The sequence below is a fragment of the Enterococcus sp. DIV0970a genome, assembly GCF_051711265.1.
In the GTDB taxonomy this organism is placed as follows: Bacteria; Bacillota; Bacilli; order Lactobacillales; family Enterococcaceae; genus Enterococcus_D; species Enterococcus_D casseliflavus.
In genome coordinates this window covers 762456-775114 of sequence record NZ_JBIOMF010000001.1, presented here as the reverse complement: position 1 = coordinate 775114, position 12659 = coordinate 762456, and the positions used below count along the sequence as shown (strand labels likewise).

Below are 12659 nucleotides of genomic sequence, written 5' to 3'. Positions count from 1 at the left end.
TTTACTTGCCGCCTTTCAAAAATGATTCGTACGCCAACGCTTCCCCATTCGTGGCGATCACTTGCTGATAATACGCAAAACTAGCTTTTTTCTTGCGGGAAAGATCTCCGCTACCATCATTTTGCTTATCGACATAGATAAAGCCGTATCGTTTTTCCATCTCTCCTGTCCCCGCAGAAACGATATCGATCGGTCCCCACCATGTATAGCCTAGAATCGTTGCGCCATCTTTGATCGATTCCGCCATTGCTTCTACATGGTCTTTTAAATAGGCCATCCGTTCTTCATCGACGATCGATCCATCTTCATTGACAACATCCTTTAAACCAATTCCATTTTCAACGATAAATAATGGTTTTTGATAGCGATCAGTCAATTCGCTGCAAACATAGCGTAATGCCAGCGGATCGATCGGCCATCCCCAAGCAGTTTCTTTTAGGTAAGGATTCTTTTTCCCTAGTAATCCGCCAGTATTGCCTAAAATTTTCATGCCTGCTTCATGCAATGAGCTGCGGTAAAAACTAAAGCCTAAATAATCGCAGGTCCCCGCTTTAATGATCGCTAGATCTTCTTCTGTAATGTCCAGCAACAGATGATTATCCTTCACGATGCGGTCGAAGTATTCCGGATAGGCGCCTCGCAATTGCACATCACTATAGAACAAGGAACGACGGCGCAGTTGATACGATTCAAAAACATCTTTCGGGTTGCACGTTGCAGGGTAAATCGGGCTCAGTGACAGCATACAGCCAATCTGATTGTTTTCATCTACTGCCTTCCCATTCAGAACTGCTTTGGCACTTGCAACAAACATATTATGACTTGCTTGATAAAGTGCCTGTAATTTTTCTTCTTCAGTCTCGAAAGAAAATACATCGATACCTGCTGCGAGTAACGGGATCGTATGGGTATGGTTGATTTCATTGAAAGTCATCCAATATTTCACTTTCCCTTTGTAGCGTGCAAAAACCACTTTTGTATACCGATCAAAAAAATCGATCAGTACACGATTTTGCCAACCACCATATTTCGTCACCAAATGCAGTGGCGTCTCAAAATGAGCTAATGTAACAACTGGTTGGATCCCTTTTTCATTCAAGGCATCAAATAAATCATCATAAAATTGTAAACCTGCTTCATTGGGTTCCGTCTCATCCCCATTCGGAAAAATGCGACTCCAAGCAATTGAGGTACGCAAACACTTCAAGCCCATTTCCGCAAAAAGTTCAATGTCTTCTGGGTACCGATGATAAAAGTCGATGGCTTCATGGCTCGGATAAAAGTTATCCTCTTCAAGCTGCAGTGAAACTTGCTCAATACGTTTTTCACCAACTGGTAAAATATCCGCTACACTTAATCCTTTTCCTCCTTCCAAATAAGCTCCTTCGGCTTGATTTGCGGCGATTGCGCCGCCCCATAGGAAATTTTTTGGAAATACACTCATGAAATCGCTCCTTTTAATAAATCATTTGCTACCAAAGCGGTAACGTCTTTTTTCGCTTGATCCACAACTGTCAATGCATCTTCTTTGATCACACTGGTAAAGACCAACATGGTTGTCGGATCATATCCTTTTTCAATAATTTTTGCTAAGTCAAAGGTGCCAATTTTTTGTCCCTTCACGACTTGATCCCCTTGTTTCACCGAAATCTCAAACACGCCTTTTGCTAAATCAACCGTGTCTAAGCCGATATGCACCAACACTTCCGTCCCAGCAGCTGATTGGATCCCAAAAGCATGTCCAGTTGGAAAAACTGTCACAACCGTACCAGTAAGTGGCGCATAAATATCGCCGGCTGATGGATAAACGGCTAATCCATCCCCCATTGCTCGAGAAGAAAATACTTCATCTTTGACATCATCAAGCGTGATCGTTTCACCAGCAACTGGTGTCATCACTTGCAGCCCTGCACCTTCTTCTAAAACAGGTTCTAGCGTTTCTTCAAATCCTAATACATAGGTCAAAATAGCAGTACCGAAGAACGCAAAGGCAATGCCGATCAAATAGTACACAAAGGTGTCCCCAAAGAAAGCTGGCAATGTCGTCAATGCTGGGAAAACATAGACGATGGCCTTGGTTTGCATCATTCCCATAAACGCACCAGCAAGGGCACCAACGATGGTTTGAGCAATCAACGGCTTTTTAAATTTTACCGAAAGTCCATAGACGATTGGCTCTGTAATTCCGCCAAGCAATGCTGGAAGCAAGGAAGATAGCGCCAGGCCTTTGGTTTCTTTTCTGCGAGAGCGTAAAAATACACCTAAAGCAACCCCAGCACTCGCAAATGTTGCTGCTGCGATCATCGGGCGCAGCGTATCATAGCCATATACCGCTAGGTTATTGACCATGATCGGTACAACTCCCCAATGGATCCCGATCATTACTAAGAATGTCCAACCGCCACCGATCAACAAGCCAGCCAACAGCCCGCTCTTGTCGCTGATAAAGTTCATGGCATTGCCTAAACCGTCTCCAAGCATTACACCGACCGGTCCAATGATCAAAACGGTCAAAGGCACCATGATCAAAAGAGCTACTAGTGATAGAGCAAAAATCTCGATACTCTTAGGAATGATCCGTTTGAGTAGTCGTTCCAAATGCGAGTAGATATAGATCGAAACGATCGCTGGAATCACGGTACCCGAATACCCCATCAACACAGCTGGGATGCCAAAGAAATCGACCGTCACACCGTTTTCCGTCACCATTGCTGTAAAATTCGGCTCCAGCAACGCCCCAACGATTGCTAAAGCAATAAACATATTGACTTTGAAAATCCGCGCTGCACTGATCGCTAAAAATAAAGGCAAGAAATAAAAGACACTATTGCCAGCAGCAGCTAATATTTTATAGGTGCTTCCTTCCGCATCCATCAAATGATAGGTTGTAAAAACAACTAGCAAAGCTTTCAACATCCCTGCCCCTGCAAGAGCAACAATGATTGGATTAAAGATCGCAGACAATACATTGAAGAATCGGATAAATACATTGCCTTGTTTTTCTGTTGATTCTTCGGCATCCCCATCACTTTCCAAAGCATTTTGGATCGAATACTTACTCATGATCGTTTGAAAAACATCCGCTACATGATTACCGATCACGACTTGAAACTGGCCGTTTCCTTCAATGACAGACAATACCCCATCAAGCTGCTGAATCTTATCCTTATTTTTTCGTGCCAACTCGACATCTTTCAACTTAAAACGCAATCTAGTGATGCAATGATACAGGCTAACGATATTTTGTTCCCCACCGACCTGTGCTATAATTTCACTAGCAAGTTTTGAATAATCTTTTGCCAAATGACTCACTCCCGTGTTTGATTTATAAAGCGCTTTATGGCGTTACTATAGCAGATTTTTTTCTCTCACCTGCGAAAGTTCGCAATTTGGAAACTGCTTACAAGAAAGGAAAGAAAATGGGCCTCTTAATCATTCGTTTATTGAATCTTTTAAATAATGCACCCACTGATTCCACCAACTACTATATCGGTTTGACCATGATCAACCATTATGATCAGATCCAAACTCTAAGCATTGGTGAATTCGCTGCTCTTTGCCATGTGTCAAAGTCAACCGTTTCAAAATTCGCTCGCACCTTGGGCTTTGATGATTATGGCGATCTAAAAGACAACGCTGCCTTTATCGAAAACCGCTTCAACAATCCCCTGAATTATCGTTCGAATATTTTGTCTGCCTTAGAGCAAGAGGGCGTAGACTCCTATTTTGACGCAGTTGTACAAGACATCGATTATCTGCGTCATCATCTTGATCTGCCAGCCATCGAACGGGTCGCAAAAGCCATTGTGACGCATAAAAATGTCTTTGCTTTTGGAATTTTATTCTCAGAATCGGCTGCTATTGATTTCCAGATCAAACTAGCATACAACGGCAAGTTCATTCGGACCTTCCAAGACGATCTTGTACAGGAAGAAATCATCAAGACCGCTGATGAAGAATCGCTGTTTATCATTTTTACCAACTCCGGTGACTACCTAACGAAACAGCAAATTCGAAATGGAACACCACGGAAAGATTTCTTCGATCGAACCAAAGCCAAAGTCATCGTGATCACCGCTAATCCACAGATCTCGGAACTGCCCTTTGTCCAAGAAGCAATCATCTTCCCTCACCAAACCCATTTTCAAACCCATGCTTTTATGTATCAGTTCATCATGGATTTGATCGTATCGAAGTTCAAGCAGTTGACGGATCGAAAGCGCATGTAGTAATGACCCTCCATTATAGAAGAAGGGCATTTCTTCCATAATGGAGGGTTCTTTGTGAATAAGATGTCTCATTCATTCGTAAGCGTCACTCATTTATTCCTAGTTTCTTTGAAATTTTTTTAATCCTAGGCTGCTATTTATTAAATTTCTCCTCATTTATGTTTTTTGTTTCACAAACTTCACCTCGGTATGGTATAATCATTTTGTTTTTAAGAAAACTATGGGAATACAAAGGAGAAGGAAACATGAAAAAAACTAAAATCACTTTAATTGCTGCATCATTGCTTATGGGAGGCACTCTTTTAGCTGCATGTAGTTCAGATAACGATACAGCTGCAAGCTCATCATCATCAACAGCAGCTTCAACTGCTGCATCAACTGAATCATCAGATGACGTTGTTTCAACTGCTTCTATCAGTGACCAAACTTCAGTGATCGAAAAAGCATTGAGCGCAGATGGTAACTGGATCGTTGCTGTAACTGGCGACATGACATTTGATAACGATGTAACCGTTGATGGAGAATTCCACGACAAAGGTGACGACTCTGCTGATATCTACCGTAAATTTGCATTGTACTCACAAGATGAAGACCGCAACGTAACAGCTGAATACACAGTAACTGTTCCTAAATTGATCGTTAACTCAGAAAACTTCAACATCGTTCACGGTGTAATCAAAGGTGACGTTGAAGTGAATGCTAACGGCTTTGTATTGAACGGTGCAAAAGTTGAAGGTAACGTAACATTCACTTCAAAAGAATTCCAAGATTCAGCAACACTTGACGAAGATGGCGCTTCTGTAACAGGTGACGTAACAGTTAGCGAATAATCTTTCACTGGATTTCTGTGAAATAGATGAACAAAAAACGAGGTTGGCAAGTCGATCGTTGATCCCTTGCCAACTTTTTTTGTTTTTTTATAAACAATTGCATCCGCTCTCATTACTAACATTGTGTAAGTAAGAACAAAGCCCAAGAAAAAAACTGGCTTGCTTACGCAAAACCAGTTTCTTCTTTAGGCGCTTATTCTTCAATAACTGCCCACTTGTAGTCATATTGCGCACCAGCACCGTGTGATACGACCCCTTTTACTTTTGGTGCACGTAAATGAGCTTCAACGTTTTGGTACACAGGGATGACCCCTTGTTGATCCATAATGATTTTCTCTGCATCTAACAAATCTTGCCAGCGAGCATCTGGATTGCCAGCGTTTGTCGTGGCAGACGATTTCACTGCTGCATCGTACGCCTCACTTGTCCAACGACCGCGGTTGTAGGAATTGTCGGTAACAAACAAATCAGTAAAGCTACTAGCATCCGCATAGTCAGCTCCCCAACCACCCATGACGACATCAAAGTCACCTGAGTTTGAACGATCTAAACGAACGGAGAAAGGAACAGGACTTAGGCTAACTTTCACCCCATCCAGCGTGTCTTGGATCGCACTTTGAATATACTCAATGGCCTTTTTGGTTGAATCTGTATCAGAAGCCAAAATTTCAAAGCTCAAGGAATCGATTCCTAACGCCTCTTTGGCTTTTTCCCAATGTTCTTTGGCCTTTTCTTGATCGTATTCAATGACACTTTCCGCTTCATCGACAAAATCAGTATTATCAGTTGGGTTAAAGGTCATTCCTTTTGGTATCAATCCTGTGGAAGCCAATGAACCGTCCCCTAAAATCGATGTCACTAATGCATCACGATCGATGGCATAAGAGATTGCTTTACGCAGATCCTCATTGCGGAATGGCGAATCTTCTTCGCGCTGATTCAACTCGATATAGGAAGTACGGGCTAATGGTTCTGACACAAACGCTTCATCATTGGCCATTTGCTGTGCCAATTCTCCTGTTAAGATGACGTCGTCTGCTTGCCCATCTTGGAATAGATTCAAGGAGGTCGATGATTCTTTTACGACACTAACATTGATGGTATCAAGTTTCACCGTCTCTTTGTCCCAATATTGGTCGTTCTTTTCATATGACCATTCTGTATCGGTTCCTGGCCCATCAAAGCCAGCCAACACAAAGGGTCCATTGTAAACGGCATTGTCGCTTGTTGAAGCATATTGATCGCCGTTGTCTTCTACGACTGCTTGGCTTTGTGGGAAGAAGGATGGAAACGCCAATAAGTATTGGAAGTATGGCGTAGGTGTCGTCAGCGTGATTTCTAATTCATAGTCACTGACTGCTTTGATCCCTAATTCTGAGGCATCTTTTTCACCTGCTGTTATCGCTTCGGCATTGGTTACGGGCGCAAATAAGTACGCATACTCAGAACCTGTTTCCGCACTTACAGTGCGTTGCCAGCCAAAGACATAATCCGCTGCTGTTACTGGTTCTCCATTTGACCATTTGGCATCTTCTCGTAATTTCAATTTATAGGTCAGACCATCTTCACTGACTTCCGCTAATTCGGCGGCACCTGCTGGTTCGGGCTTACTATCAGCATCTAAGCGGTACAACCCTTCATACACATTATTTAAAGCACTGAAACTGATCGTATCGGTGGCTAAGGATAGATCGGCACTCGGCATTTCTTGTTGAACCACAACATTAAAAATTTGTTCGGCAGCTGCTGTCCCACTACCACTTGAACTTTCACCTGTACTTGATGTCCCTCCTGTTGAGCAACCTGCTAATACGATTCCACAAACAGCGACAACACCATATCCCCATTTTTTCTTCATCTTACCTACCCCTTATGAAAATCCAAAATTTTCAGAATTATTACAAAACTCTGAATGTAAATAAGATTTTAATAAATATTAATTATAAAAGCAAGCTATTTTTCTCATTTTATTATTATTTATTTTTTATGTTAACACTGCATGTTATTATTTATGACACAAAAACAAAAAATACAAAGCGAAAAAGATCTCGCTTTGTGTTTTTTTATCTTTGGATAGAAACGTGGATTACTCCATTTTATAGCTTTGACGCGTCACTTTCCCCTCTCGTACCGTAGCGATAATAGTTGGCACAGCCCCAATCGCCGTAAATAGATAGACCAGACCTAAGTTCCCGTAATATTGACTCGCTTCCAAATATCCTTCACGAATCAAATCAGGTAAAATACGGAAGGCATAGAAGACATCAACGTCCGTGTAATAATTCGCTACACTGATCGACCAGTCGATACGATTCCCGACATAGACCATGATGATCATGACGATAATACTACTAATAATACCTTTTGTGCTGAGTTTTCCACCTAATAATTCATACCCTTTGATGGCACAGATCGCCATCGCGATCCCAGACAATGCAGCAACATACCCCAGTTGTCCTAATAAAATAATTGCGCCGGCACCAATCAGTGAGCCAAGAAACGCACCCACGGTTCCAGCTAACCAATTTTCTTTTTTCTGCCCTTTTTCCCGTTCTTGCGCAAGGACTGCTTCTTGTTGTTTCTTAAAGCAAGCTTCACAGGCAATGACGGGAGCGCCGCCAATAGCATATAGCGAAACCGGCTCAGTGACCGCGCCGCAGAAGGTACAAGCATTTTGGAAGCCTTTCGTCTTCAAAAAATTCGTCAACTAGTCCAACGCAGTACGTAACTTGTCCACGGTTTTCCCTGCAGTCATCGCTCCGCGTAATGTATAGGCAACTTGATATCCTTGGATCACACAGTCGATGATCTCTTTTGACTCACTTAGAACTTCTTTGACTTCTTCTTGGATGGGAAGTTCGCCATCTTTGCTAAGTGAAAAATGAGCCACTAGAGAATAACTATTGTTATTCTCTTGAACTAAAAAAAGTTTATAACTATGATACGTTCCATAAATCACCCCAGTGGAAGTATCAACGGAGAGCCCCAACGGCTCGGCAAATTTGGTCAATGTCTTCTCGATCTTCTTATTCATTTTTCTCCTTCTTTCCAACAAACACTTACCTTTTTAGGTATAGCTAAAAGTTTAAGGAGAGTAGAAATGAAAGTCAATCAATTTGTTCAAAAAACCTAGTTTTTTTATCTATTCTGTGACAAATCGCCGCAATGCATCAGCAACCCCATGGTCTGTATTGCTAGTCGTCACAAAATCAGCTTTTGCTTTGACCAATTCGGGTGCATTCTCCATCGCAACACCAATACCAGCTGAAGCAATCATTGGCAGGTCGTTAAAATTATCGCCGATCGCTAAGGTTTGCGCCAGCGGCACTTGAAAATAGGCCGCCAATTCATTTAGCGCCTTATCTTTTCCCACAGCTTGATGAGTGACTTCCAAATAATTCTCTTTGGATAAGTAAAAGGCGCTTTCTAAAAATCCAGCGTTCTGGCAGGCAGTATGAAGCGCTCGGATTTCTGCCGTTGTGCCGATCAAAAGAAACTTATGAACCTCAAAAGCTTCTTGTGCCAACAGTTGTTCTAATGAAGTTTCTACAGGAGTCTCTTTGGTGATCGCCGCTTCTGCTCGTGCCCATTGGTCCACTCTTTCGCAATACCACTGATCACCAGAGTAGACATTGATGGAAACACCTGGAAAATCAGTTTTGATGCGCGCAACCAAAGTTTTTGCTTCTGCTTTTTTGACCTCATGACTGAAAATCGGTACCAGTGTGCCCTTTTGATCGTACCCTCCAATCAAGGCACCGTTGTAACAAGCCAAGGGCCAGTCTTCTATCCCTAATTCTTGAGCTATCGGTAGCATTCCTTTCGGGGAGCGAGCGGAAGCCAAAACAAAAGGAATCGCTTGCTGCTTCAATCGTTTGATTTCTTCAATCAAATCCAGATCGATTTGATGCTTATGATCCAAGATCGTCCCATCAATATCACTTAAAATAAACCCTATCTGCTTTTTTTCCAAATAAACCATCCTTTCCCATTCCCCATCCTTTTTACGAAAGCGGATCGAGCCATCGCTTTCGGCCAAAACAAGCACCGTTTCCATAAAACGAAAACAGCTTCCTTGACCTTCTTTGCTTCCAGTTTACCATACTAGCCAATGAAAAAAGAGTGCATCGCTGCACTCTTAGGAAGTATAGATATAAAACTCGATTTCCTTCTTGATCGGTTTTTTGATCCAGCTTTTCACAGCAGCTGCCCGCTTCAAGCCCATATGCTCATAAAAACCGAAATTACAGGTGGTATCGGTATAAAGGAAAAACGGAGCCGTTTTTTCCTGCTGGACCATCGCTAAAAAGGAAGTAAAGAGCTGCTTGCCTACACCCAATCCTTGTGTTTTGGGACTAACGGCAAACAAACCAACTTCGGTCTGAAAAGGAGTTTGTAAGTCTTTCAACATCGCTTGATTTAACTCAGCCACCTCCTTGGCATAATGCAGCAGCGTGTTTCTCCCTTCTTTCATAAGCAGTAAGCAGCCAGCATGCCAAATCGTTTTCCCCCAATAGCGCGCTGGATGAAGCTTCTTCCCTCTCTTACTATCTGCTAATAAGATACCGACAGCTTCACCATTTAAAAGAGCCACCCGCGAATAGGTCGCACGGGCAAGTTCATAACACAAAAAGACATGAGCAAAGTGCTTGGCGGTCTTCTTGTCAAATTGCTTGTCGTAGTTCCAGCTATCAATAATCACTTGCACAAGCGCAGGCAGATCTTCTCGTTTAAATGGTCGATACGTTACTTTTTTATTCATTCTATCTTCCTCCCAGTAGTTGACTATCCTTAGTATAAAGTTTACAGTAACTGTAAAGTCAAGGAGGAACTTCATGAAAACCAAATTAAAAGTATCGGAAATGGCACGCTTAGCGCGGATCAATCCTCGGACACTCCACTATTATGACGAGATTGGGCTATTTCAACCAAACAGCAAAGACGAGAACGGGTATCGGTATTATTCCCTTGATCAACTTTTGGATCTCGGATTGATCCTGTCATTGAAAGAATTATCGATGCCCTTAAAAGAGATCCAAACAGCGCTGCAGGGGGATGCCGAGACCATGAGAAACTTATTGGAAGCCAAGCGGCAAACCATCGATGAAAAAATTCAGCAGTTGACCAACATCAAAAAAATCATCGAACGAAAAGCTGCGGATTTGCGCCTGGCTGCAGAAAAAACTTCCCCCTTCACCTTGAAGGAACAGCCAGAGGAATATTTCTCCCTCAGTCCTAGATTAAACGGCAGCTCCATCCCAGAGATGATCACCCAAGCCTACGATCTTTTGATGGCACAGCCTTATCTATTCTCGAATAACGAGTACGGTTCTATGATTCGGACGAACAAAGACGATACGCAAGACATCGACTACGTTTACGTGCGGCAAGAAGAGCCGCAAGGGACTTCCTTCGTGAAACCAGCAGGATGCTATTTAACCGCCATTTATCAGGGGGATGACGAAGGATTGAAGCAGTTCTATCAAAAACTCAAGCAGCTGATTGCGACGCACCAATGGCAAATCGATGACTACTTCTATGAACGATCGATCCACGAAACGACCCTTAGCAACGAGCAAGCTTATTTGACAGAGATCCAAGTTCGGATTTTATCTGAGGAATAATGATTCGTTCAAACTGCGCTAAAAAGCAAATAAAAAACGCAACGACAACGAGCAGCTTCTTTCGCCTCGTTGTCGTTGCGTTTTATTTAAATCAAATGGTTTTCTTTCAACAGATCGCCAATGTAGGTATGTTCGGTTTTCTTAACGAAGCCTTCCAAGAGTTTCCGTTCGATAAACGGCAGCTCCATTTCCGTAATTTTTTTCTTATCGGTCAGATAATAGACAGCTTTGGCCAAAGTACGTAGATCATAAGCGGAAGCAAACACTTCTGGTACCCCACGTTCCACAGCTAATAGCTGATAAACAGCCTCCATTGCAGTCCGAACGGAATATTCTGTTGTAAAAACAGTGTCTCGTTCAGTCTCTGCGAAATTACCGATAAAAGCTAAGTTTTTGGAGCCATTTGGAATAACCAATGGCCGATCCCCTGGTTCACGCAGCATGAAGTAAGAAGTGATAAACGGCATGTAGACAGGGACTGCCACACTTGATTCTTTTGAAATGCGTTGGATTTCTGCTTCTGGCACGCCTAAATGGTAAAGCAGTTCTTGCACGATTTCTTGTCCAGAACATTGTTCAATTGGTTTTTTGATGTAGTTCCCTGGTGTATTTGACAACAAGCCATACACCCATGTGATCGTTTGTTGGTCTTTTTGTTCTTTAAAGTGCGGTTGGCGATGGGTCGCAAAGCTCATCATCCAATTGGAATCTTTGATGGTGATGATCCCGCCAGTGACGATTCTGCCTGTTCGTAACTTGCGATGGGTCAATTTTTCTAAATAAGGTTCCACATCAAAATTCTGCCAAGTCACGGTTGCCGAAACAAACCAGCTTTCTTCAGGTAAGTTTTCATAAAAGACTTCTGGATGACCAAACTCAGGCGATTGCGCCGCCAAGTTTTTCCATAAACGCCAGCTGCCACCAGGTGCTTTTGAGATAGGCGCTGGAGTATAATGGTCCCCTTGCGTGGAACTTTCAGTGATCGATCCGTTGGTAACAAAGACCAAGTCATCTTCTGATAAAGGAATTTCTTCGATTGCCCCCGCTTTTTCTAGCACAAGTTTTTTAGCAACTTTTTCCTCGCCCACGATCCGAACATCGATATTGCTGACGGTGCATTCATATTGGAAGTCAACTCCTTGTTCTTCCAAATAAGCAAGTAGTGGTTTGACCAATGACTCATATTGGTTGTAACGGGTAAATTTTAACGCAGTAAAATCAGGCAAGCCATCGATATGGTGCACAAAACGCAACACATAGCGGCGCATTTCAATCGCCGAATGCCATTTTTCAAAGGCGAACATCGTACACCAGTATAGCCAAAAATTAGATTCAAAGAATTCTTCGCCAAAAACATCTTCGATTTTTTTCCCGATCAATTGATCTTCTGAAGTCATAAATAATTGGGTTAATTCTTTTTGTGCTGTAGCAGACAAGGTAAATTCTCCATCATCTGCTGCTCGTTGGCCGCGATTGCGGATGATCCGACAGTTAGACGAATTTGGATCATCGTGGTCCAACCAGTAAAACTCATCTAGCACCGAAGCATCTTCCACCTCCAAAGATGGAATCGAGCGAAATAGATCCCACAGACACTCAAAATGATTTTCCATTTCTCGACCGCCGCGGGTCACAAATCCATCATGGGGAATGAATTTTCCGTCTAATGAACCGCCTGATAAAGAAAGTTCTTCAAGGACGTGGATTTTCTCACCCGCCATATGGCCGTCACGGATCAAGAAGACTGCCGCAGCAAGTCCTGCTAATCCCCCACCAACAATATAGGCTTCTTTCTTTTCGACATCTTTCGGTTTTCTGCTTCTTGCAAAAGCTTCGTAATTTCCGTTCGTATATCTCATGTAGATCCCTCCTAATATTGGTACGTTTTTATGGTATCAGTAACTATTTTTTTTGACAAAAATTTGTACTAGTAAAAACAAGTGATTTTGACAAATCGGCCTTTTTGTCAAAAAAAC

Annotated in this window: 11 protein-coding genes; 3 read left to right on the top strand and 8 right to left on the bottom strand. The window is 42.5% G+C overall.

Features of this window, described 5'->3' with window-relative positions; translation table 11 throughout:
* Nucleotide 1 precedes the first annotated feature (1 nt).
* Entirely contained in the window at nucleotides 2-1444 is a 1443-nt protein-coding gene (locus IGK14_RS03645) for a glycoside hydrolase family 1 protein (RefSeq protein ID WP_438711604.1), read from the bottom strand.
* Entirely contained in the window at nucleotides 1441-3312 is a 1872-nt protein-coding gene (locus IGK14_RS03640; protein ID WP_081091758.1) for a beta-glucoside-specific PTS transporter subunit IIABC, read from the bottom strand. The genes IGK14_RS03645 and IGK14_RS03640 overlap by 4 nt, the downstream gene beginning before the upstream one ends.
* A gap of 107 nt (nucleotides 3313-3419) precedes the next feature.
* On the opposite strand from IGK14_RS03640, the gene IGK14_RS03635 reads away from it, so the two are divergent.
* Nucleotides 3420-4229 (top strand): MurR/RpiR family transcriptional regulator, encoded by an 810-nt coding sequence (locus tag IGK14_RS03635; RefSeq protein ID WP_015509153.1) that lies wholly within the window; start codon nucleotides 3420-3422, stop codon nucleotides 4227-4229.
* Nucleotides 4230-4474: 245 nt separating this feature from the next.
* Nucleotides 4475-5059 (top strand): polymer-forming cytoskeletal protein, encoded by a 585-nt coding sequence (locus tag IGK14_RS03630; protein ID WP_010747631.1) that lies wholly within the window; start codon nucleotides 4475-4477, stop codon nucleotides 5057-5059.
* A gap of 193 nt (nucleotides 5060-5252) precedes the next feature.
* Here IGK14_RS03630 and IGK14_RS03625 read toward each other — a convergent pair whose 3' ends face one another.
* The 5 genes from IGK14_RS03625 to IGK14_RS03605 all read right to left on the bottom strand — a co-directional run bounded on the left by IGK14_RS03625 (nucleotide 5253) and on the right by IGK14_RS03605 (nucleotide 9821).
* Complete coding sequence (locus tag IGK14_RS03625; RefSeq protein WP_010747630.1) at nucleotides 5253-6917, bottom strand: peptide ABC transporter substrate-binding protein; 1665 nt, start codon at nucleotides 6915-6917, stop codon at nucleotides 5253-5255.
* A gap of 228 nt (nucleotides 6918-7145) precedes the next feature.
* The gene (locus IGK14_RS03620; RefSeq protein ID WP_231435822.1) at nucleotides 7146-7754 is read right to left on the bottom strand and encodes a hypothetical protein; all 609 of its coding nucleotides are present in this window, start codon (nucleotides 7752-7754) and stop codon (nucleotides 7146-7148) included.
* A 12-nt stretch (nucleotides 7755-7766) separates the two neighbouring features.
* Nucleotides 7767-8093, bottom strand: coding sequence for a hypothetical protein (locus tag IGK14_RS03615; protein ID WP_241508377.1), 327 nt, complete (start codon nucleotides 8091-8093; stop codon nucleotides 7767-7769).
* Nucleotides 8094-8201: 108 nt separating this feature from the next.
* A complete protein-coding gene (locus tag IGK14_RS03610; RefSeq protein WP_179135483.1) occupies nucleotides 8202-9041 on the bottom strand; it encodes a Cof-type HAD-IIB family hydrolase in 840 nt (279 codons plus the stop codon).
* 156 nt (nucleotides 9042-9197) lie between these two features.
* Nucleotides 9198-9821, bottom strand: coding sequence for a GNAT family N-acetyltransferase (locus tag IGK14_RS03605; RefSeq protein ID WP_081117210.1), 624 nt, complete (start codon nucleotides 9819-9821; stop codon nucleotides 9198-9200).
* A 73-nt stretch (nucleotides 9822-9894) separates the two neighbouring features.
* Between IGK14_RS03605 and IGK14_RS03600 the strand changes: the two genes are divergently transcribed.
* Nucleotides 9895-10683, top strand: coding sequence for a MerR family transcriptional regulator (locus IGK14_RS03600; protein WP_081117211.1), 789 nt, complete (start codon nucleotides 9895-9897; stop codon nucleotides 10681-10683).
* Between the two features lie 86 nt (nucleotides 10684-10769).
* Here IGK14_RS03600 and IGK14_RS03595 read toward each other — a convergent pair whose 3' ends face one another.
* Nucleotides 10770-12542 (bottom strand): oleate hydratase, encoded by a 1773-nt coding sequence (locus IGK14_RS03595; protein ID WP_438711599.1) that lies wholly within the window; start codon nucleotides 12540-12542, stop codon nucleotides 10770-10772.
* Nucleotides 12543-12659 lie beyond the last annotated feature (117 nt).

What these genes read in the sequence shown, in the direction of transcription:
- IGK14_RS03645 (WP_438711604.1), bottom strand. Translation starts at nt 1,444, where the DNA reads ATGAGTGTATTTCCAAAAAATTTCCTATGGGGCGGCGCAATCGCCGCA.
- IGK14_RS03600 (WP_081117211.1), top strand. Translation starts at nt 9,895, where the DNA reads ATGAAAACCAAATTAAAAGTATCGGAAATGGCACGCTTAGCGCGGATC.
- IGK14_RS03635 (WP_015509153.1), top strand. Translation starts at nt 3,420, where the DNA reads ATGGGCCTCTTAATCATTCGTTTATTGAATCTTTTAAATAATGCACCC.
- IGK14_RS03595 (WP_438711599.1), bottom strand. Translation starts at nt 12,542, where the DNA reads ATGAGATATACGAACGGAAATTACGAAGCTTTTGCAAGAAGCAGAAAA.
- IGK14_RS03610 (WP_179135483.1), bottom strand. Translation starts at nt 9,041, where the DNA reads ATGGTTTATTTGGAAAAAAAGCAGATAGGGTTTATTTTAAGTGATATT.
- IGK14_RS03625 (WP_010747630.1), bottom strand. Translation starts at nt 6,917, where the DNA reads ATGAAGAAAAAATGGGGATATGGTGTTGTCGCTGTTTGTGGAATCGTA.
- IGK14_RS03615 (WP_241508377.1), bottom strand. Translation starts at nt 8,093, where the DNA reads ATGAATAAGAAGATCGAGAAGACATTGACCAAATTTGCCGAGCCGTTG.
- IGK14_RS03630 (WP_010747631.1), top strand. Translation starts at nt 4,475, where the DNA reads ATGAAAAAAACTAAAATCACTTTAATTGCTGCATCATTGCTTATGGGA.
- IGK14_RS03605 (WP_081117210.1), bottom strand. Translation starts at nt 9,821, where the DNA reads ATGAATAAAAAAGTAACGTATCGACCATTTAAACGAGAAGATCTGCCT.